Here is a 21,016-nt window from a genome sequence, read left to right as displayed (position 1 = left end):
AAGCTGAAGCATGCGTAAAGAGTTGAAAAAGACCTGCGACACCGCGCTGAAATCAGCGCAGGAGGGACTTGTCTGGATAGGAGCCTCCGCGAACGCGGAGCGGGTGGGCAGCACGCGCCCGATCGCCGAGCAGCAGCTCAGGAAATCCATAGTCGCCACCCGAAAGGCGATGCTGGCCATCGACCGCCCCATGTGCGTCGGGGTGTTCGGACCCAGCCAGGCGGGCAAGTCCTATCTGGTGTCGGTGCTTGCCCGCAACGGAAGCGCGCCCCTGATGGCCCGTTTCGGCGATCTCGGGCGGGAGGTCGACTTCATCCGGGAGATCAACCCCGGCGGCGACCGGGAGTCGACCGGGCTCGTCACCCGCTTTTCGGTCCGGGAAGAGCCAAGTCCTGCGGGCGCGCCCGTCGTGCTGAGGATGCTGAGCGAAACGGACGTGGCCAAGGTGCTGGGCAACAGCTTCTTTCTTGACGGGGACGCGAAGAAACGCGCGCCGCTGACTTCCGACGCCGTCCTGTCCGCTCTTGAACAAGCAAAAAGCCGGGCGCGGCCGCAGGCAGCCTCGGACGGACTGGCAGAGGAGGACGTGTGGGACCTTCAGGAGTATTTCGAGAAGCAGTTCGCAGGCCTGGCCAACATCGAAACGCTGGGGGCCTACTGGGAGGAAGCGGCCTTCCTTGCCTCCCGGCTCTCCATTGCCGACCGCGCCGACCTCTTTTCCGTGCTATGGGGCGGGCTGCCGGAATTCACCGATCTCTACGTTGAACTCGTCACCGCCCTCGAGAGCCTCGGGTTTGCCAAGGACGCCTACTGCCCTATCGAGGCGCTGGTTCCCCGGGAAAGCAGCATCATAGACGTCGAGACGCTGCGGGGGCTCGGAAAATCCGGCCGGGACGAGCTGCTGATCAGGCCAATGAAAGGATCGGCGGTTTCATTGCCGAGACCCGTGATCACCGCATTGGTGGCTGAACTGCGGATAGCGATATCGGAACAGCCATGGCCCTTCTTCGAGCACACTGACCTCCTGGACTTTCCGGGCGCCCGCAGCAGGCAGAAAGTGGACCTGCAGGCCTTCATCGAGGGCAATCCCGACGCGCTCAAGGAACTCTTCGTCCGGGGCAAGGTCGCATATCTCTTCGACCGCTACGTGGCGGAGCAGGAACTTTCGAGCATGCTCCTCTGCATCAAGCCCTCGAACCAGGACGTGGCGACCCTTCCTGACATGATCGACGACTGGATCCGGACCTCGCACGGGGAAAGCCCGTTCGACCGCGGGAGGACCGAGACCGCGCTGTTCCTGGTGCTGACGATGTTCGACATGCACTTCAGCGAAAAGGCGGGCGAGGAGGGACAGAGCCTGGCGGATCGTTTCAGCGCGCGCCTGGGCGCCTCGCTGACGCGCTTTTTCGGCAAGGCCCACAAGTGGCCGTTCGAATGGATGCCGAACAAGCCTTTCAACAACTCCTACTGGCTACGCAACCCGAACTTCAAGGCAGAGTCCCTGATCAAGTACAAGGGCGGCACCGAGATCGAGATCCTGCCCGACAAGGTCGCGAAGGTCGCCGCCCTGCGGGAGGCGTATCTTCAGGTCAGCGAAGTCCAGCAGCATTTCCGGGAGCCGGCCAAGGCCTTCGACGAGGCCCTGAGGCTGAACGATGGCGGCGTAAGCTATCTGGCGGAAAACCTCGCGGCCATCTGCCGCCCCGAGATCAAATACGGACAGATACGTGGCCGCGTCGGGAACATCGCCCACGATATCCGCCGCGTGCTCGCTCCGTATTTCATCGAGAGCGACATCAACAAGCGCATTGCCGAGCGCCGTGAGGTTTCCGACCAGATTCTGGCAAACCTCACCGAGGTCTGGGAACGGGACCACTTCGGAACCGCCATGAAGATGCTGCAGATATCGCAGAACGGAATCTCCGAACACCTTCACATCGAATATGGGAACCGCCTCAAGCGCCAGAACGCGCCGGAGGAAGGTTCCGAAGGGCGAGCCGAAGCCGCGGCGAAAAAGCGCCCGACGCCGCCGCGCCCCGGAGCCCCTCCCCTGCCCGGCAAGAAGAAGGTGGCCGCTGCCGCGGTTTCCTCCGGGGAATCGGTTTCGCAGAAAGCCTTGCCTCGCGAGACCTATCTCGCCCGCTCTGCCATCAGGCATTGGACGGACAGCCTCTTCGCCCTCGCGAGAAACGACAATGCGCTGCAGGCCATTGGCCTCGGGCAGGAGTCCGCAAGCGAGCTGGTAGCCGAACTGACTGCCGCGGCCCGGCGGTCGGGCCTCGAAGCACGCATAGCCGCGGATCTCGCCAAGCTATCGGGGAGCTCGGTCGAGAGATCCGACGTCCTGCTCGAAAAGGCTGGCTTTCTCGCAACGAGCCACATCAACCGTTTCGTCAGCACGCTAGGCTTCGACGCGATGCCCGAGAACAAGCGGCCACTGGCTCCAGACGGCACTGAGAACGGCGAAGTCAGGGTGTTCGCCCGCCGTCCGACCGTTTCCGACTGCGACGGCCTTGGCGTGGAGCGACGGAACTTCTCCTACCTCGCGCTCTCGGAATGGATGTACGCCTTCCACCAGGCGGTCACCGATAACGTCCTCTCGGGCGAAGGGATCACCATCAACGTCGAGGAGAACGAGCGCCTGAGAGCCATCCTGGACGCGCTTGATGACTCGGCGCCGCTGCTTGCCACGCCCGCTGGGACGGTTCGATGAACAAGGTTGCCGTCAAAGTCAGCGAGGACGAGACACGCCTGTTCGGGCATGCCCTGATCACGTTCCCGCAGGAATTGGGCAGCTCCCAAAGGGTGCGGCTGTCGATCATGCGCAAGTCCAAGGACGCTCCCTATCTTGGCGGCGCCGGTTGGCAGGCGCGTCCGGCAACCGTAGATGCGGCGGTCGTCAGCCGCGGCGCTAATTCGGCCACGGTAGTTGTCGGGCCCGAGGTCTGCGACCAGATTCCGGTCGACCTGCAGGTGAAGATCGAAGTCGAAGGCCATGACATAGAGGGGAGCGCTTTCTGGCCGCCGATCCCGCCCAGCCCGGGGGCTTGGTCACAGGAACTGACCCCTTTCAAGACAGCGTCCCCCCAAGCCATCGAGCGGGAGATGGAAGAGGCTGTCGAACAGGCCGTGGAGCTGCCTCGGGCGGCGGAGCCGCCGAAACCTCAGCCTGTGGCCCAGCCGCCGAAGTCGAAGTGGCGGTTCCTTTACCTCCTGATCCCGCTGGCGCTGCTCGTGGCTGGCGGAGGGTACTACATCGCCAATAGGCCCCAGCCCGAGCCTTTGCTCGCGCGTTTCGAGAGGCTGAAACTGACGGACACGGACGGCCATGAACTGTTCGCCCTGAGCGGCGACGCCTACCGGGAAGGCGACGGCGGAATTGGCTTGCAGGCGATCAATCTTGCGATGGAGCGGGGCAACAAGGATGCAAAACTCGAAATCGCGCGCTGGTACGATCCAGCTTCCTTTGACCCCGCCAAAGCCGATCGAGCCGACGCCAACAGGGCGGCCAGGTACTATTTCGAGCTGTCGATAGAAGGCCAGACAGCGGCCAAGGAACTGCTCCGTTCCCTCTGCGCGAAGAGCGCGAGTTCGTCTCAGGATCCCGCGTTCAGCGGATTCCTGAGGGACACTTACTGCGAGGGGACGCTGGAATAATGATCGAAAATCACAAGGTCCGGCAAATGCGCCGCCTATGGAACCGTCAGAGGGACAAAAGCATGCTGAAGAGCAGCTTAGACAAGTATTTTCTCCCCTTCAGGGGGTACATGGCCGCTGTAGCCGCCACAATGCTGCTGAGCCTTACCGTGTCGGCGGGAGCACAGGAAAGTTCAACGGCCAACGAGCTTTTCAACTACCCTGACACCGTGCTGAACGGGATCGTCAGCGCCCAGTTTTCCAAGCCGATGGAAGAATGCCGGAAACTCTGCGAGGCGCGTTCCGGATGTCAGGGGTTTGACCACTCTCAGAAGGACGAGTGCCGCCTGTTCGCGAGCGTAGGAGCCGGACGCGTGAACGTGGGTTCGACCGCGGAAACGCGAAGCCTCCTTTCGAACTACACCGATCCGACAAATCCTCCGCTTGCAGCCAGGCTGGCGAAGCTCAAGGAGACGGACACTGACGGCCATGAGCTCTTCGCCCTGAGCAAGGAGGCTTTCAAGCGCGGAGACCGGAGCGTCGGCCTGCAGGCGATCAATCTCGCAATGCAGCGAGGCAACCAGGACGCGAAGCTCGAAATGGCGAAATGGTACGACCCGAGGACTTTCGCCCCGGACCGCGTCGACGCGATCGACTCCAACAAGGCGGCGCGTTCGTATTTCGAGCTCGCGCTGGAGGGCAATGCGCAAGCCAACAACCTGCTGAGTTCGCTTTGCCTCGATGCCAGCGACACAGGTTCGAGCCACGCCAACGCATACGAGAATTTCCTTCGCACCACCTACTGCGAAGGATCGATCAGTCCTTGACCCGGCCGCGCTTTCGTATCGGTTTCACGGGCTGGGCAAGGGGGGAAGCGGGAATGCGGCAGGGGGGTCGTCGGTTGCGCATGGCCGCGGCGGTGATAGCATCGTCCTTGCTTCTGCTGTCATTTTCGCTTGCGATGCCCGGAATTGCACCGACGGCGTCAGCACAGGAGTCTGGCGGAGAATTCCTCGACTATCCAGCGACGGCGCTGACGGGAAGCGCCAGCGCCGAGTTCCGGCGGCCCTTGGACGACTGCCGCAAAATCTGCCAGGAGCGTTCCGGCTGCGCCGGCTTCGACCATTCCTCCGTGACCAATCTCTGCCGCTTGTTTCCAGCAGTCGCGTCAGCGCAGTCCGATCCGCTCTCGACGGGCGGCGCGCGCCAGAAGATTCCAGGCTACCGCGATCCCGCCAACGCCGAGTCCTGGTACTACGCGTCCTTCAGCGGCGTTGACCTCTGGGGCGGGGATCTCGTGACGAAAGGCCTGGATGCGCCCAATGCCGAAAGCTGTTCGGCCCTGTGTGACAGCCGAACCTCCTGCCGGGCGTTCACCTACAACCAGGAAGTGAACCGATGCTTCCTGAAATCCGGCTTCGATTTCGTGCAGTCCTACCCGCTGGGACGTTCTGGCCTCTATTTCAAGGCAAAGCCATCGGCCCCTCCTCCGACCTTGAATGCCGATTGGGAGCTTTTCACTACGAGCGGTCTCATTGGAAACAGCATGGAGTCATCTGCCATCTCGTACCAGGAATGCATGCAGCAATGTAGTTCGGACGGCGGCTGCGGCGGATTCACCTGGGTGACCGCGCGTCCCAACCGATGTTTCCTGGTCAACGGAACAAGCCTCTACCCGGTGCGGAGAAAAGGCATGACGTCGGCGCGAAAAAACAGCCGGACGGTCACTCCCGACTTCGTGCGTGCTGTGGCTCCGAGGGACTGAAACATGCCGCAGCGGATCACATCTTACATCGCCTTCGCCTGCGCCCTCTTTGGCCTTTGCGCCCCGCTGAAGGCTGACCCGGTCCCAGGATCCCATATCCCGAACGCGCAGCGCAGCGTCGTCGACGACGCCACGCTGCGCCAGATGATCGGGCAGATGGTGCTTGTTGGCTTCCTCGGCAGCGAGCCGGACGCCGACGGCTACGCGAGGGTCGTCGGGCAGGCGAAAGAAGGCAAGATAACAGGCGTCATCTATCTGGGGCGCAATATCGACAGCCTGAGGCAGGTGCGGCAACTGAACGAAGGCCTGCAGCGGTTCGCGGCAACACCGCTGCTGATCGCGGTCGACCAGGAGGGTGGCCGCATCCAGAGGCTGACGGGCGCCATCGGGTTCAAGGAGACGCCAAGCGAGTCGACTGTGGCCAAGTCAATGAGTCCCGCCAAGGCCGCCGCGATTTACCAGAACCTCGCTTCCGCCCTCTCGGACCTGGGGTTCAACCTCAACCTGGCTCCGGTCGTCGACCTCAACGTCAACCCGGCGAACCCAATTATTGGCAAGCTTGGCAGGAGCTTTTCCGCCGATCCTCAGACGGTCGAGACATATGCGAAGGTCTTCATCGAAGCGCATCGGGCAAAGGGAGTGCTGACGGCCTTGAAACACTTCCCGGGACACGGCTCCAGCACCAAGGACAGCCACAAAGGCATGGCCGACGTTTCCAAGACATGGAGCGACAAGGAACTTATCCCCTACAGGAACCTGATCGCGTCGGGGGATGTCGACATGGTCATGTCCGCGCATGTGATAAATGACAAGCTGTCCTTTTCGGACCAAATCCCCTCCTCGCTTTCCCGCGCGACGTTGACCGGGCTGCTGCGGGACAACATGCACTTCAAGGGCGTGGTCATCAGCGACGACATGCAGATGCAGGCCATTACCGACAACATCAGCTTCGAGGATTCTGTGCTGCGCGCCGTTCGAGCAGGCAACGACATCCTGATATTCGCCAACGACAAACATCCAGATCCCCAGGTCCCGGAAAAGGTCGCCGCCCTCCTGTCTGAAGAAGCGCGCAAGGACCCGGAAATGCTCGAGCGGATTCAAGAATCCTATGAAAACGTCATGCGCCTGAAAAGGAAGCTTACGCCGGCCGTGTCCCAGGAAACGACCATTGTACGGGAACGGTAGCGCTGGCGCGCCCAGGCAAGGAGGCAGCATGCTGGCGTATCGCCTTCGTCACTGTACAGCGGGACTTCTCTTGGGAATGGCAGGCGCGGTTGCCGCTGTCGTGCCGCCAACCGGGATGCGGCCAGCGAACGCGCAGTCGGCAGGAGAGTTCTTCGATTACCCGCGGACCCTCCTGGACGGAGCCGTCAGCGCGACGGTCAGCGTGCCGATCGAGTCGTGCAGGAAACTCTGCGTCGCCCGTACTGGATGCGTTGGCTTCGACCACTCGTCGTCGGACGGACTTTGCAGGCTGTTCTCGAGCGTGGACGGCGCGGAGGAAAGCCAGCCAGGCGTCGCCGGCACCCGCAGTCTCGTCACGGGTTACCGTCCGCCAGCCAATCCGCCGGTGCAGGCTCCATCGCCCAAGCCAGCAGAGGCGGAGGCGCCTAAGCCTCGGGATGCGCCCACTCCGAAGCCGGCCGAGGCCCCGAAAAGCGCGCGAAAGAACGGCGTTCGCAAATCCGCATCGCCTTCCGTCGCGCCCAAGCCCAAGCCGCCTGCCGCTGCGCCGTCTTCGCCGCAGCGTACAGGGGCTGCCGCGAAGCAAGGCGGCCGATTCAAGATGTGCACGACTGTGAGAGGCGTTTTCCAAGTGCCGGCGAACGAAGTCTGCTCGCCCGGCATGTGAATTCGAGCGGGCGCGCGATCAGGAGAACCACGAAGTGAGGTTGCGACAATTCAGATGGCTGGTCAGGCTCGTCGCCGTTCGTCCGCTCCGCGAATACCGTCCTCGCGACAGAGCCGCCGGACTGCTCTTGGGAGTGGCAGTCGCAATTGCGGCTGCAGTCGTTCCGTCGGGCGGATTGCGGCCTGCGAACGCCCAATCGTCCGAGGAGCTGTTCCGTTACCCGCAGACCCTCCTGCGCGGGACCGTCAGCGCCACGGTCAGCGTGCCGCTGGAGTCCTGCAAGGTATTCTGCTCGGCGCGGTCAGGCTGCCTCGGCTTCGATTACTCGTCGTCGAACCAAATCTGCAGGCTGTTCGCGAGCGTCGGCGGCGCGAGCCAAAACCAGCAATACATCGCCGGAACCCGCAGTCTGGTCACGGGTTACCTTCCGCCGGCCAATCCGCCTGTCCCGGCTCAAACGAAAGGGCCGCCGGAAGCCAAGAAGCAGGAATCCACATCGCAGAAAACGCGGGAGCCTGCGCCGGTCGTCCGCGCGAAGCCGAAACGGGAAAAGAAACGCGAGACGGCAAGACCGCGGCCGCCAGCAAAGCCAACGCCAGTACCAGCGCCGGCGGCGCCAGCCCCAGCCGCACGTCAGTCCAAGTTCCGCATCTGCAACAATCATTTCGGGACCTTTTCGGTGCCCGCATCCCGGAGATGTCCGGTGAGCGGCCCCGGGAGCTTTTGAGATGTTGTTCGGGAAAGCGGCCGAGAGAGGCAACCAATGACCCAAATGAACAATCAACGGATGTGCCTGGTGCCCGAGCCGCCAGCCGACATGCAATCTCCTTGTCTGCGGACTTTCGTGAACGGCATTCGCCGCCAGCGCTCTTACGATAGAATCGCAGGACTTCTCCTGGGAATGGTGGGCGCAATTGCGGCTGCCGTCTTTCTATCGTCCGGAGTTCGGACCGCGAACGCGCAGTCGACAGAGGAGCTCTTCCGCTACCCGCAGACTTTCCTGAACGGAACCGTCAGCGCCACGGTCAACGTTCCTCTGGAGGCCTGCAGGAACCTTTGTTCAGCGCGCTCGGGATGCGCCGGCTTTGACCATTCGTCGGATCGCAGCGTCTGCAGGCTGTTCGCGAGCGTAGGGACCGCGATGCAGAGCCAGAGACATACGGCCGCCACCCGCAGCCTTGTCACTGGCTACGGTCCGCCAGTCAATCCGCCTGCCCCTCCGCAGTCTGCCGAACCGCCGCCACAGCCTGACCCGCCGGAGCAGCAGGCAGTGGCCGTAACACCGCCCCCTTCCACTTTCAGGCGTTTCCTCAACAGGGATCTCAAAAGTGAAGCGGCCGAGACACGTCAAACGGAAAGCGTGGATCAATGCGAATCCATGTGCCGAACCTCAGGAGGCTGGTGCAGGGCTTTCACTTACGACGCATGGAACCGGAAGTGCTTCCTCAAGGAGCGGCCTGGTCGGCTCTCGATGAACGCCCGCGCCACCAGCGGCGTCATCTCGGGGGATGAAACTCCGCCGGCATCGAGCGCGGCTCCGTATTTCGAGTATTTCAACGGCAAGGCTTTTTCGGGGAACGGGTTCCGGGTGCTGGCTGCCCGCAGCCGCGACGAGTGCGAACGGGATTGCTCGTCACAGACCCAATGCATCGCTTTCGGATTCACCCAGTCCCAGAAGCGCTGCGTGCTATTCGATCAACCGGGTGAATATTCAAGCAGCCGGGGAACTGACAGCGGCGCGAAACGCCAAGACTGATCGGGAGGCGAGCCGTGTCCTACTTGCGGTACCGCAAAGGACTCCACGCCTGAACGCACGGCTGCTGCTACTGGCAGCTCCGGATCGCATCGGCCATGTCGACCCACTTGGCGCCATCACAAGCCGCCGCGTTTATGAGGCAACCGCGCTCCTCAATCTGCCCCGCGCCAGCCTCACGTTCAGTTCGCAAGTCGATTCCAGAATACTAATTAAACAGTACCTTCGAAGCTATTCTACTCGGAATGAGCTGGAAATAAACTAGTTCAGCAAACTTTCTCCCCCGAACGAGGGATGTTTCGGCCCTGTGGAACTGCTCAACTCCTTGAGACATCGGGGGCAGGCAAAATGGCCAAGAGCAATGTTGCAACTTCAGGACATACGAGAACACGGTACGGTCAGCCCGTTGCTTACATAGTTTGCGCCGGGCTGGCGATAGCCTTCTCTCCGAATGTTCCTGCCGTCGCGGGCGAGCTGACACTGTCTTGCCTCCTTATGAAAGACGTCAACGGCAACGATCTGAAGAATCCGCCAAACCTGATGATGACGGTCGACGTCGATGCGCGATCAGTGCTGTTGATGGGCGCAGAGCCGCAACGAGGCGTGGCGATCTCCAAATCGACGATCACGTTCACGAGGGCCGACAGCCTGTTTTCGATCGATCGCGGAACGGGCCGCATACAGATCATCGACAACGGCGACCCGAGTAAGATCGTGACGGGCGTTTGCCAAGCGACTGAAAACAAGTTCTGAGACAGACACTACCCAATCGAAACATGAAGGAGATCAATTCCATGCTTAGATTACTCATCCCGACGCTGCTTTCCGTGTCGATCGTGGCAGCCATGTCAATCCACGCCTATGCGGGGAGCTGCGGTGCCGAGGTCAACCGCGTCTTCGAACTCAAGCAATACTACGACTCGGTTCCAAGTTCGAATCGGGCTGAAAAGCGGAACGCTGCTCAGGCTCTCGAAGAGCAGCAAGCTCGCGCCGTCGAATGCGCGCACGACGAAACAAACAATTCCGAGCCGGATCCATTCATAACCAAAATGCGAAACAACTACAAGGTTAACTGACGCAGACGGCATCCGAACATCCTTGGAAACACAGGCAACAACAGCACGGAGATTGAACGATGTCAAAAGTCTCGACGCATGCGGCGCTTTTATTGGGCGTATTGCCCCTTGCGCTCAGTTTTGTCCAGCCAGCAAGAGCCGATGCGGCATGCACAGATGATGAGCTTACGCGCCTCATCCAGCCCACGGTCGATACCATAAATTCCCATGAGAACAACGGTGTCTGCGGTAGCGCCAATGATGGCGTGCTGCTGTTCTCGACATCGCTTGGCCTGCTAGAGAGGTGCGATAAAGACACCCCCGCCCTCAGGAAAATGCGAGCCTCGTTCAGGGAGCACCTCAACGAAGCTCGGCAAGAACAAGCAAGCGCTTGCTCTCAGTAGAGACTGGAATAAGTCGGGAGATGCGCGAGATGTTTCGTTTATTCGCTGCCATTCTACTCCTACTTGTATCAAATCCCGCCGGAGCCACTCCGGTGCAGATTTGCGACGAGATGTACGCGGAGGAGCTTCGAGGTTGCGCCTCGTCCTACAACGACGAGGACATTTCAACCTGCAGGCGCGAGGTGCAGGCCGTCATCGATAAGTGCGTGGACGAACGATCGAAATTCAAGACATGCGCTTTCGGCGATCCCAAGTGCAGTTCTGAAGGTTAGCCGAGCAAGAATGCGGCCATTGTCGACCAATATCCTATTCAATCGTCGAGAAAAAACTGCCTGCCGGTAGCTGCACGGCTTGTGACGAGCGTGACGACATCTCTCTGTTTGGAGGTGCCAGTCTTAGCGAAGATCGACTTGAGGTGCGATTGAACGGTCGACCGCGAAACCCCAAGCCGATCGGCGATTTCCGACAGGGTGCCGCCGCGTCCAAACTCTAGAATGAGCCCGACTTCGGCTGTAGTAAGCCCGAAATGTCGACGCAGATCGTCAACTACTATTGACGCGTCTTGACTTGCGCGAGGGCGGACGATGACCAAGGACACCGTTCTTGGAGCGAAAATCGACAAGAGTCCTGCTGGCAGCGCACTTGTTTGCTCTATCGCCATCGGCACGCACGTAATGACGTACCCTCCCGATCGGGTGTTGACGATCAAATCGTTCGGCCTAGCCCGGTCCTGAAAAACAGCACAGCTATCTCTGACAAGCCGGGCGAAGGCCGCATTCGCCTCCGAGTCCTTGATCTCTACTGTGTCCTTCGCCTTGACCAACAAAACCCGGGCATCGGTTAAAACCCGGTTTGCTGGTACGTTGGACGCCAGAAGTCGACAATCTTGATCAACGACCATTGCCGCGTCGACGAGTTGGTCAATTAGCCCACGTCCTCCTGGGAGGTGAAACGTTGGGTTGGTGAGACGGTTTAATTCGAGCGCGGTTCGCAGGGCAGGAACAACGGTCTGAAGCAAGGCTCGACTTCGAGCATGGGTCTGCTCATGATGCCGGAAATCATGATGCACGGCCAGAACCGCATATCGATCGCTATGCGCTGCAAATTTCAGAGCCGTGGCTCCATCGCACTCACGCTCCGGATCCACAAGATCAGTGAAGAATTCCGTCTTCCTCAACAATTTGTCAGGATATAGTTCTGATGAGCTCTTGAACGACGACATATGCATCTCGTTCGTACCGCTGGTCCAGGGATTAAGCTTCCAATAATGATCACCGTAAGCCTGAATGGTTTTGTCGTTGAAGCCTGAATAGACAACCTGATGCACAACGGTGCTTTCTTTCTCCACCACCTGAAACAAGATCTTTGATCCAGGGATAAAGCCCTGCAGCGCCCCGGCGACATCAGCCCAGCGATTTGCATCACAGGCTGCAGCGTTGATGACCGTGTTGAGGTCTGCAATCTGAGACGACAACTGTTTTTCACTCGACGCCATGATCGCTCGCATTGGGGCCGTCTGAAGTACTCATGGACGCTCCACGGTAGGAGGTCTGTAAGCAATCGAGATGTGAATTTCCCTTCTCGCTCTGGCTAACACCATCTCCCTCCGAAACTCGTTGGCAAACGTGGCACAAGCGTTGATGGGTTGCCAGCCTTTGCATGAAGTCTGCACCATTTAACACTTCTAAAGGCTCGGCATCCCCCGTTTGGGGGGGGGCAGCCGATCCTCCGTCTGCTAGTCGTTCGCGGGTAGATTTCGTCGACAAAGACGGCGCTGCATGGGGGATCTATGTCCAACTCGCTTACTCATCATCTTTCGTATTTCATCGCTACTCATCGAGTGAGAATTAAGTCACTATGGTGGCAGGCATTGTTATGCTCACAGGTTGCGCGGTATCGGGTACACAAGTACTGGCGCCTTACCGACTGGCGGATGGAACAAGGCTTCAGGACGTTGTGACGATAGGCGCTGACAAGACCGGCACCGCGCCTGTAGTGACACACGTCAAGACATTCAGGATTGGCGAACGCGGAGGCGCGGCTCTTGTTGCGGAGGGGGCCGGCTCCGGTGCGGGTCTTGGCACCGTGATCGTTGGTGCAACGGTGGCTGGCGTCACAGGAGGAGTAACGGCGGGCTCATCGCCAAAGCGGTTCGTCACCGTTCCAATTCGTCGTCGAGCGCATCATGCTCAGAGCCCGCCAACGCCCAGACGCCTACATGTCTGTGTCAAGCAAATCCAAGGCTTCCTGGCTGCGAAATGCCCTTCAGCCTGTTGGGGATGGAAGTGGATCCCTTAGCAGACCACCGTTGGGAAACTGATGGTCCGGGAGAGATCGCACACTGCGATGCAGGCTGCACCGCGGGTCACGGATTAGCGGGATGGCGCGCGCATCACGCGAGAACCGATTCACCTGCCGTCTGAGGACTCTAGACTCTTCGAGCCGACCCTGATTTTCTAGTTACCGGGCAAGTGGGAGTAATGACGATGCGTTATTTTCAAGGAATTGTTTGTTCTCTTTTTATCGCGATTGCCAATGCCCCTGCGATAGCAGCGGACTGTGATTTCAATCAGAAAATCGGCTCCTGTGCGGGCACGATCGAAGTTCTGAGCACCTCAGGATCTAAGAAGAGCTACGCTGCTGAGCTGATGATTCACAGTTCTGCTGCAACATGCTCACGAGTCGAATATTATGTGAACAGCACGCCCTACAGAACAGTATTGGGTGGTTCCAACTCGGAGCCGGAGAGCCTTTCGTCCACGTCGCCGATCCAGCCAAAAGATGTGAGCGTCGGTCGCTGTACCGCGTATCTAGACAGAGACACTGCAGATGGAAAGGCTCAAGAGGAAAACAAGAAGGCGGCGGATATGTCAGCAGGCCTTCACGCCTGCGCCGTCGACTACTGCAATAGCTTTTTTTCCAGGGCTCCAAGCTTCAACGTTCACATGACTGTGAGTTTATCTCAGTGCATCGCTCGGGATGAGGCATACAAAGCCATTTCCGATCTCCAGGCATCGCTAAACAAATGGCGAGCCTCAAGCGAAGGAGACCCGTTTCAAGACCTGAGAGTGAACCTTTTCCGTTGCAAAATATCTGCCGAGGGAGGTTGACCCCCGGCAGCAGCGTTACTTGCCCCACGGATTTTACCGATAACTGGGCGCAGCTGCTGGGCAGCCTCTTTTTGCTGATTGTGCCTCGCCCGCCCCAGGTCGCTCGCATCGACAAGAAGATCCCGCCATCGTTGAAGCTCGCGGACCTGATCATCATCGCCGGGCTTCGACCCCATTGCGTCCTTTCCTGTCTCCCTTACGAGGTGGCGCTTTGAGCGATTCCGACCGATGTCATGCGCAATCCGAATAACTGCTTCGGCTAGCGCGTCTTACTAGAGAGCGTCACAGTCGGGCCTCGCGCTTCTCGATTTTCCGTTCGTGTAGCAGATCGAAGATGCACCCCTGTTGGACCTGCCAGATGCCTTCATCAGTCGGCATGGCGATGTCACCATTGGCCGTATGACGGAATGCCGGGATCAAAAAATTGCCGCTGACATTTCCTTTTATACTTTGACCGAGCATTCGAACGTGCGCTTCCGCCCGTACGACCGTTGTCTGAGACACCGAGAGCATATCGAACTCAACGAGTTCCACATGCTCCACATCTGCTCGCATACGCCCTGCGAGATGCCCATGTTTCTGCTGTGTAATGTTGACGGCTCGCTTCGCCATGAGGCCGAAGTTCCTGGTCTGCCAGCCAGCGAGGAACTCCCGGAACGCAAACGGAGGCTCGTCCTCAGCCATGTCCCCGGCGAATGGCCCCTCCCACCGGCGAGGCACGAACGCTTCGATAGACGCCCGGTCCGCGCGGTTCTTCTGCACCGATTTAGAGATGTCGCCCCAGTTTGTGGATCGTCGCGCCTGGTCTTTCGCCCGTCGCGCCTCCTCGTCCCGTTTGTCTGCCGCCCAATCGACCAACGCGATCATCAGCATCCAAGCCTTCCCGCAGACTGTACGATTAGCGTATCCCAGCGACCGGCCGTGAAGGATGCCGTGCCGAAGCGGCACGGACAGTGCATCGTCGCTCGACTTGCGCACTCCCTTCGTAATCCGCTCGATCGCCGCTGGCAGCGAAGAAGAGTGAGCTACCATCGAGTCGAACAAACTCAGGTCTGCATTTTTTTCGAACGGAGAGGTTCCCAGCACATCGGACGCAAAACCATCGCAGGCTATCAGGACTAGCGGAACTGCGGACCAGTAGCGGCCTTCTTCGGTCAGCGCGAGTGCCTCGCGCAGCTGATGCCATCGACCGTGCACATCGCCGAAAGACTTGCTCCGTGTGATGGCGAAGAGGTTGATGGTCTCTGGGTCTAGTACCCAGTCAATTAGGACCTCTTCCCCTGAATCCGTATCACCTTCTCTATGCTTCTCCAATGCAACACGCATCGCGTTCACCGACATGGATGAGGTCGCGAACCAACTGCGTTCTGCGAATACCGCGTTAAAGCGGTCGGGAAGATTGAGGATTTCGGATTGCGCGAGAAGCTGATCTGCACTGTCCACAACTTGCTTCGCCTTGTCACCTCCAAAACCCGTCCTGAGGGCTAGCTTCGCTAGAAAACGCCCCGCTCGCACTGCAGGGAGCGCGGCCGAGAGTTCCTCCGTAGATGGCAGGTCAGCAATTCGGTTGTACTTCTTCGCCATCTCAGCCGCGGCTTTCGCTTCCATCTTGTCGGTGTCTGGCCGCCAGCATAAACGTCCGTAAAAAAAGTAACAACGACCGATATCCGTCCGCATAATCGCTGCCACCAACTGACGGTCGGAATATCAGCCATTGCGTGCTTTCAGGCTGAGCCGGGCACTCGACGAGTTGTGATCGCTTGAGGGGCGCAAGCGACATCCGCGACGCGGCGTTTCAGAATTGCGGAGCGATACCAGATAAAGCGGCGTGTGTACCGTTGTAGGAAAAGTGAAATCTGATTAGAATTATCTGCGCGGGAGGGCGACTAGTTATGCTTCAAAAAATCCGGATCGCTTCGGTTGAGTAGCGGCGACATTCAAGTACAGGAAGTCACAGTCCCTGCTCGGCTGGAAAATACTGCCAGCAGGGATCCAGGCGACGAAACTGAACGCAACTTTCGCTACCAACATCAGTATGGCGTGGTGATTCTGGCAGCGGTGAGGCGCGGCGCGCTCAACTACATCGCCCTGTATTGTGAACACCACGAAGACTTCCTGGCCGAACGGCCCGATGGCCTCTTCGACGGCTACCAGATCAAGACATCAAGACCTGAAAACGGTGCTTGGACGCTTGCGTCCGCCGCCCTCACCAAGTCGCTCGGACGCTTCGTCGATCTCGTGACTGCATTTCCCGGCCAGGTCGGGAAGTTCGTATTCGTGTCTAACTCCGACGTGGATTCGGTTACACCGGCCAGCACGGACGACAAGCGTCGCGGCCGTTGCCCCCGCCTCATGCTGGACCACGTGAGATCCTGCAGCGAAGCCGACGGGATACAGCCGCCATTTCGGAACACCTTCGACGCCTTGGCGGCGGAGCTCGGCGCGGAGAAAGCGCATCTCTTCGAAGTGTTGCGCCGGCTCGAAATCGTCAAAGGCCCCTCGCGTGAAGAATTCGATGCAGCACTCGCTCAAGAACATATCGGCGGACTAAGCGAATGTGCGCACCTCGCGCCGGATCCTCTCCGCGAGCTCTGCAACGACCTCGTCGCCCGATTCCACCGCGCCGCATCGCGGTATGTGGTCGACCCGGATCGTCACCTTGCGAAAGTTGCCTCGGGGACGATTGACGATCCGGTGATCACGGCCAAACGCATTATCATCGCTGATGTGGCTTTGATCCCGGTGTCGAGGATCAGCGACACATTCCGCTACCAAGGCTCGCCGACCATCAGCCTCGGTCAAGTTCGGCCGAAGCGGATCTTGGAGCAGAAGCTGGCGCGCGGCGGCGTCGGCGCCCTGGTCGACTACATGAAGGCTCGCGAGCAGGCGGCAGAGTATCATTTTCTGGAAGAGCAGGCCAAGGATCCCGTGGCGGCGGCCCGCCAGCTACGACAAGTGGAAGAGGCGGTTCACGGAGAATGCCTAGAATCCTACATGGCGCTTCATACCCCCGGCGCGCCATTCGGGCAGGCCATGTTCAATGACGTGGCGACCCGTTTACGCAGCTTGGAGACCAAGCGGAAAGATTTGCTTGGAGGCGCGCCCTATGAACTGCTTATGGGAACCGCAGCGCTTTTGACCGACGATTGCCGCGTGTGGTGGAGCGACCGTTTTCAGATCGATGGAGGAGAAGGGTGAGCCTTTCCGTCCTCAAGGCCGCGGCTGATGCCGAGAACGCCGACGGTCTACATCTCGCCCGCCTGCTGGTGCTCCTGCGAAGCGCCGACAAGCGCGGCAAGAGTGCCCCGAAGCCAATCGAGGGCATAACCAAACTCGCAAAGTTGGACTTCCTGCTGCGATACCCGGTCTATCTGGAGCGGGCATTGGAGGCGCTAGACAAGTCGCCGGCCGACGCGGCGGTGCTGCCGCGAGAACGCACGACCGTCGAGACGAAGATGATCCGGTTCCGCTACGGGCCGTGGGACGGACGCTATCGGCGCTGGCTCAGCCTCCTATCATCTCGCGACCTCATTACCCTGTCACTCAGCGGCCGCAAGATCGAAATCGGCTTGACTGAACGCGGCCGCGCCCTGGCCGACGATCTAGCCAACCGTCCGGCCTTCAAGGACTTCGAGACGCGAGGCGCCGTCTTGATGAAAGCGGTCGGCGCCATGTCGGCCACGAAACTCAAAGACTTCGTCTACGAGATCGTCCCGGAAATCACCGGCATGAAATGGGGCGCTGAGATCGGCGCCAGCGACCCGGCGGCGGAGACTTCCGCTGTCAGTGGAGAGCGGCAATGAAGTTTAATCTCATATCCCTAAAACTGTCGCTGCGCCGTGCCGACGATCAGATCAACTTCTCAAAGCTAAGCTACTTCTGGGGGCAGATGGGTGCGGGCAAGTCGAGCATCGCCCGGCTGATCGACTACTGTCTTGGGGGCACTATCCAGCTGTCCCCCGCGCTGCAGTCCGAGTTCGTCTCGGCGACCCTGACCCTTGAGCTTGAACGGGCTACGCTCAGCATTGAGCGGGCCCGGGACGCAGCCGACGTCTTTGCATCATGGGAGGACGATCAAGGTCGCTATTCGATCGTCATCCCGTCCCGTGTGGCTGCCGGCGAGGTCATCCCGGAAACGGGCGTGGAGAGCTTATCGGACTTAATATTCTGGCTATCGGAGATTAACCCGCCGCGTGTGCGCAAGAGCAAGACCAAGGCGGACAGCAAGATCGTTCGCTTGTCATTGCGCGACTTGCTTTGGTACTGCTACCTCGATCAAGACCACATCGACAGTTCGTTTTTTTACCTAGAAGAATCGGCGGAATTCTACATGCGGCTCAAGAGTCGCGACGTGATCCGCTACATCATCGGCTACCATGACGAGCGGGTCGCTGATCTGGAAGCAGAGCTCGATCAGCTCCGGGCGAATCGTATCAGTGGCTGGTGTACGTCACTATCCGGCTGCATGTGCCGGTTCGTGATGCCGGCAGCGAAGTCGCCGGGTGGCGGGAAGAACTCCTTGTCGATCAAGATGAACTGGGTCTGCCGAAGTTCTCCAGCGTTGAGCTGGTAGAGCATTCGATAGAACCCTTCGAACTGTGCCTTATTCGCTACTACCGAGGCAAATAGCACGCTATCGGATTGAGAACCTTTCCCGGCTTGCGTCCGAATAGTCGTTATCGGATTGGAGAGCGACTCCGACACGATCTGATCACTGGCGCACGACCCTCTCCTAGGGAGTGCTTGAGGCTACGCTTGCAAGGCTAAGACAGTAGCAATGTCAGCTTTCGGTAAGTCGTAGGTGTGGGTCGAACAGCCGGAATGGTGAAGGGTTTCGGGTGCCGGCAGGCGTACGAAAGCCTCTCATGCAGGAACCCGCGGGCCACGAGGGTGGCTATGGGGATTTCGATTTACGGCTGATGTCGGCGATGTCCGGACCGCCGGAGGGAAGCGCCGCTATGGATCCTGCCAGGTCGCTTCGTTGCGTTTTCGCGGGGTGTTGTCGACCCGGCGCGCGACTGGACGTGTCCCCTTCGGCGTCGATGATCACCATGGACGCGCGTGGGTCCGTCGCCGAAGGCTGAGGGCCTGCGACTGAAGTCTGGACCATGCCATGCCGGGTCATGGGGAAGTCTCCCAGTTCGGTGCCGAAGTGTCCGGCGGTCCGCGCGGCGGCTTCCGGCGTTCGAACACTTCGATGATGATCATGCGTCCGCCGCAGCACGGGCACGGCGGGCTCAGCAGTTCGCGGGCACGTGCGAGGCTAGCCTTGCGGGCGGAGCCCGCGAGCAGGCCGTAGTGCCGGATGCGATGGAAGCCGCGCGGAAGGACATGGAGCAGGAAGCGGCGGATGAACTCGTCGGTCGCGAGCGTCATGACCTTCTGCCGATCGGCGCCGTCGCGACGGTAGTCCCTGTAGCGGAAGTCGTCCGGTTCGTTCGGGGTGTTCTCATCGGGCGGCGCAGCGACACTCCCGCTCGCTGATGTTCTTCATCGGGGAGTCGACGATTAGGAGCTCGGGAAGAGGCGCGTGAAGCTGTGCCGCGATGCGGTGCAGGGCGATCGCGAAGCAGCATTTGAAGAGGGTCTTCTTGCCGCCGCTGCTAAGGGAGGTGAATGTCGAGCGGGTGAGGTCGCTGGGGTCGGCGCTGAGTATCGCCGGGTAGAAGTCGGGCGGGTCCAACTCGACATGGTCGTTGCGCTTGATGCCCGGCACCCCGGACAGAACTAGGCAATCTAGGAAATAGCCGGCGAAACGATCGAGGCTTGTGCGATCCGCCTCTGCTTTGCTGCGTGCCTGTTTGAGCGCCTCGCGCTTCGACTGTTCTAGGGCGACGATTTGGGCGAGAGCTTCGCGCTGCTGCTGCAGCAAAACGGGTAGGCGCAGTAGCCAGGCGAAGCTCGCCAATTCGGCCTCTAGCGTGGCGCGCTCGCGTTCCTTCAGCAGGCTCATCGACAGAAAGGCAGAGTCCTGCTCGGCGATGGCGCGATTGATGTCGGCTTCGGCCTTATCCTTAGTCTGCAGCAAGTTCGACCGCTGTGCCCGCATTCTGGCAAGATTATTGTCGATCGCTGCGACGGCGTCCTTGAGCTCGGAGTATCGGCTGGCGATATCGGCCTCAAGGGCTGCGAGTTCGGCGGGATCGGCTAAGTCGACCAGATCTTCCCGACCGCACACGTCGCAGCATTGTGCTGAGCGGGCAGGCAGGGCTTGGGTGCATCTCGGGCAGGCGCTAAAGGCAACGTCCCCGAGGATTTCGCGGGCCTCCGCGGAGCGCCGGAATTTCAGGCTAAGCATATCGATTTCGTTGCGATGCCGCACGTGACGGTCCCGCATGGCGCGGAGTTCCTCGGCGTTAAGGTCGAGCTTGGCGATATCAGACCCTAGGCTCCGGGCCGTCTTCGCCAGCTCGTCGATGGCATGAGTGGTCTGGTCCTCGCGGCGCCCCTTGCGCAGCATCTCCAGCTCTGCGGTAACCTTGACTATCGACTCGCGAAGTCCCGACTCGCGCTCTGTCACTTGAGCCTCCGACTCAATGCCGACCTCCGCCAATGCCCTGGATAGGCTATCGATCGAGGCAGCGCGCGCTGTTCGGAAGGTGACGCCGCTCTCGTCGAAGGCGATCAGCCGGCGGTTCGAGATCGCGACCCGATGCGTGTAGCGCGACAGGTAGGCGAGCACCGCATCCGGCCCGGCAAACGGCGCCTTGGCGTAGACAACCCAGCGCTTCTTCCGGACGGCAGCAAGCTGGCGCAGGAAGGCGCGTCGCTCGGTGAAGTGCGCCATCGACCCGAAAAAGGTGAGACAGCCGGCGTCGTGCAGCGCGACCAGCCGGGTCAGGAACAGTCGGCGGAACAGCGCCCCAAGCACTCGCACCGGGAGCAGGAACGCCGGGCGCGACGAGACCCAGCGTTTCCCGTCCGGTGCGATGCCGCCGCCCGGCACGATCATGTGCACGTGCGGATGGTGGGTCATTGCCGAGCCCCATGTGTGGAGCACGGCGGTGATGCCGATGCGTGCGCCGAGATGCTTGGGATCGGCGGCGATCGTCAGCATCGTCTCCGATGCCGCCTTGAACAGCAGGTCGTAGACCAGCGCCTTGTTGTGGAAGGCAATGTCGGCGATCTCGGCGGGCAGCGTGAACACGACGTGAAAGTAGCCGACCGGTAGCAGGTCGGCCTCGCGCTCAGCCAGCCATGTCCGCGCGGCCGCGCCCTGGCACTTCGGGCAGTGCCGGTTGCGGCAGGAGTTATAGGCGATCCGCCATTGGCCGCAGTCCTCGCAGGCCTCGACGTGACCGCCGAGCGCTGCGGTGCGGCAATGCTCGATCGCCGACATCACCTTGAACTGGATGAGGCTCAGGTGACCTGCATGGGCGGCCCGATAGGCGGGGCCGGCAGCACGGAAGATGTCGGCGACCTCGACAGAGGTGCGCACGGC

General features: G+C 60.3%; 17 protein-coding genes and 2 pseudogenes. 15 read left to right on the top strand and 4 right to left on the bottom strand.

What is annotated here, in order from left to right:
* Nucleotides 1-10: 10 nt before the first annotated feature.
* The 11 genes from ACYG9V_RS17995 to ACYG9V_RS17945 all read left to right on the top strand — a co-directional run bounded on the left by ACYG9V_RS17995 (nucleotide 11) and on the right by ACYG9V_RS17945 (nucleotide 10,465).
* Complete coding sequence (locus ACYG9V_RS17995) at nucleotides 11-2,713, top strand: virulence factor SrfC family protein (RefSeq protein WP_352764975.1); 2,703 nt, start codon at nucleotides 11-13, stop codon at nucleotides 2,711-2,713.
* Nucleotides 2,710-3,657 carry a hypothetical protein gene (locus tag ACYG9V_RS17990; protein WP_352764973.1) on the top strand — a complete coding sequence of 316 codons (948 nt, stop codon included), beginning with the start codon at nucleotides 2,710-2,712 and terminating at the stop codon, nucleotides 3,655-3,657. The genes ACYG9V_RS17995 and ACYG9V_RS17990 overlap by 4 nt, the downstream gene beginning before the upstream one ends.
* A gap of 62 nt (nucleotides 3,658-3,719) precedes the next feature.
* Entirely contained in the window at nucleotides 3,720-4,463 is a 744-nt protein-coding gene (locus ACYG9V_RS17985) for a PAN domain-containing protein (protein ID WP_352764972.1), read from the top strand.
* Between the two features lie 107 nt (nucleotides 4,464-4,570).
* Nucleotides 4,571-5,401: a PAN domain-containing protein gene (locus ACYG9V_RS17980; RefSeq protein WP_352764971.1), complete on the top strand. Its 831-nt coding sequence runs from the start codon at nucleotides 4,571-4,573 to the stop codon at nucleotides 5,399-5,401.
* A 3-nt stretch (nucleotides 5,402-5,404) separates the two neighbouring features.
* Nucleotides 5,405-6,586, top strand: a complete 1,182-nt coding sequence (locus ACYG9V_RS17975; RefSeq protein ID WP_352764969.1) for a glycoside hydrolase family 3 protein — start codon at nucleotides 5,405-5,407, stop codon at nucleotides 6,584-6,586.
* Nucleotides 6,587-6,614: 28 nt separating this feature from the next.
* Nucleotides 6,615-7,253 (top strand): PAN domain-containing protein, encoded by a 639-nt coding sequence (locus tag ACYG9V_RS17970; RefSeq protein WP_352764968.1) that lies wholly within the window; start codon nucleotides 6,615-6,617, stop codon nucleotides 7,251-7,253.
* Between the two features lie 34 nt (nucleotides 7,254-7,287).
* A complete protein-coding gene (locus ACYG9V_RS17965; RefSeq protein WP_352764966.1) occupies nucleotides 7,288-7,980 on the top strand; it encodes a PAN domain-containing protein in 693 nt (230 codons plus the stop codon).
* A 36-nt stretch (nucleotides 7,981-8,016) separates the two neighbouring features.
* Nucleotides 8,017-9,009: a PAN domain-containing protein gene (locus ACYG9V_RS17960; protein WP_352764965.1), complete on the top strand. Its 993-nt coding sequence runs from the start codon at nucleotides 8,017-8,019 to the stop codon at nucleotides 9,007-9,009.
* A 345-nt stretch (nucleotides 9,010-9,354) separates the two neighbouring features.
* Complete coding sequence (locus ACYG9V_RS17955; RefSeq protein WP_352764963.1) at nucleotides 9,355-9,759, top strand: hypothetical protein; 405 nt, start codon at nucleotides 9,355-9,357, stop codon at nucleotides 9,757-9,759.
* A 41-nt stretch (nucleotides 9,760-9,800) separates the two neighbouring features.
* Nucleotides 9,801-10,082, top strand: coding sequence for a hypothetical protein (locus ACYG9V_RS17950; RefSeq protein ID WP_352764962.1), 282 nt, complete (start codon nucleotides 9,801-9,803; stop codon nucleotides 10,080-10,082).
* 59 nt (nucleotides 10,083-10,141) lie between these two features.
* Complete coding sequence (locus ACYG9V_RS17945; protein WP_352764961.1) at nucleotides 10,142-10,465, top strand: hypothetical protein; 324 nt, start codon at nucleotides 10,142-10,144, stop codon at nucleotides 10,463-10,465.
* 310 nt (nucleotides 10,466-10,775) lie between these two features.
* On the opposite strand, the gene ACYG9V_RS17940 is transcribed toward ACYG9V_RS17945, so the two are convergent.
* Entirely contained in the window at nucleotides 10,776-11,960 is a 1,185-nt protein-coding gene (locus ACYG9V_RS17940) for a helix-turn-helix transcriptional regulator (protein WP_352764959.1), read from the bottom strand.
* Between the two features lie 991 nt (nucleotides 11,961-12,951).
* Here ACYG9V_RS17940 and ACYG9V_RS17935 point away from each other — a divergent pair.
* A complete protein-coding gene (locus tag ACYG9V_RS17935) occupies nucleotides 12,952-13,575 on the top strand; it encodes a hypothetical protein (protein WP_352764958.1) in 624 nt (207 codons plus the stop codon).
* 282 nt (nucleotides 13,576-13,857) lie between these two features.
* Here the strand turns inward: ACYG9V_RS17935 and ACYG9V_RS17930 are convergent, their stop codons facing one another.
* Nucleotides 13,858-15,252, bottom strand: a complete 1,395-nt coding sequence (locus tag ACYG9V_RS17930; protein ID WP_352764957.1) for a hypothetical protein — start codon at nucleotides 15,250-15,252, stop codon at nucleotides 13,858-13,860.
* Nucleotides 15,253-15,495: 243 nt separating this feature from the next.
* Between ACYG9V_RS17930 and ACYG9V_RS17925 the strand changes: the two genes are divergently transcribed.
* The 3 genes from ACYG9V_RS17925 to ACYG9V_RS17915 are packed head-to-tail and all read left to right on the top strand — an operon-like array spanning nucleotide 15,496 to nucleotide 18,148.
* Nucleotides 15,496-16,773 carry a dsDNA nuclease domain-containing protein gene (locus ACYG9V_RS17925; RefSeq protein ID WP_352764956.1) on the top strand — a complete coding sequence of 426 codons (1,278 nt, stop codon included), beginning with the start codon at nucleotides 15,496-15,498 and terminating at the stop codon, nucleotides 16,771-16,773.
* Nucleotides 16,770-17,378 (top strand): hypothetical protein, encoded by a 609-nt coding sequence (locus ACYG9V_RS17920; protein WP_352764955.1) that lies wholly within the window; start codon nucleotides 16,770-16,772, stop codon nucleotides 17,376-17,378. The genes ACYG9V_RS17925 and ACYG9V_RS17920 overlap by 4 nt, the downstream gene beginning before the upstream one ends.
* Nucleotides 17,375-18,148 carry an ATP-binding protein gene (locus ACYG9V_RS17915; RefSeq protein WP_352764953.1) on the top strand — a complete coding sequence of 258 codons (774 nt, stop codon included), beginning with the start codon at nucleotides 17,375-17,377 and terminating at the stop codon, nucleotides 18,146-18,148. The genes ACYG9V_RS17920 and ACYG9V_RS17915 overlap by 4 nt, the downstream gene beginning before the upstream one ends.
* Before the next feature lie 548 nt (nucleotides 18,149-18,696).
* Here ACYG9V_RS17915 and ACYG9V_RS17910 read toward each other — a convergent pair.
* Both ACYG9V_RS17910 and ACYG9V_RS17905 read right to left on the bottom strand, forming a co-directional pair.
* Nucleotides 18,697-18,999, bottom strand: a pseudogene (locus ACYG9V_RS17910) (transposase); the annotation flags it as partial.
* Nucleotides 19,000-20,167: 1,168 nt separating this feature from the next.
* Nucleotides 20,168-21,013, bottom strand: a pseudogene (locus ACYG9V_RS17905) (IS91 family transposase); the annotation flags it as partial.
* Between the last annotated feature and the right edge of the window lie 3 nt (nucleotides 21,014-21,016).

Source organism: Mesorhizobium sp. W016, assembly GCF_054719485.1.
Note: the sequence above shows the minus strand (reverse complement) of the source record. Positions and strands in the feature narration are given on the sequence as shown.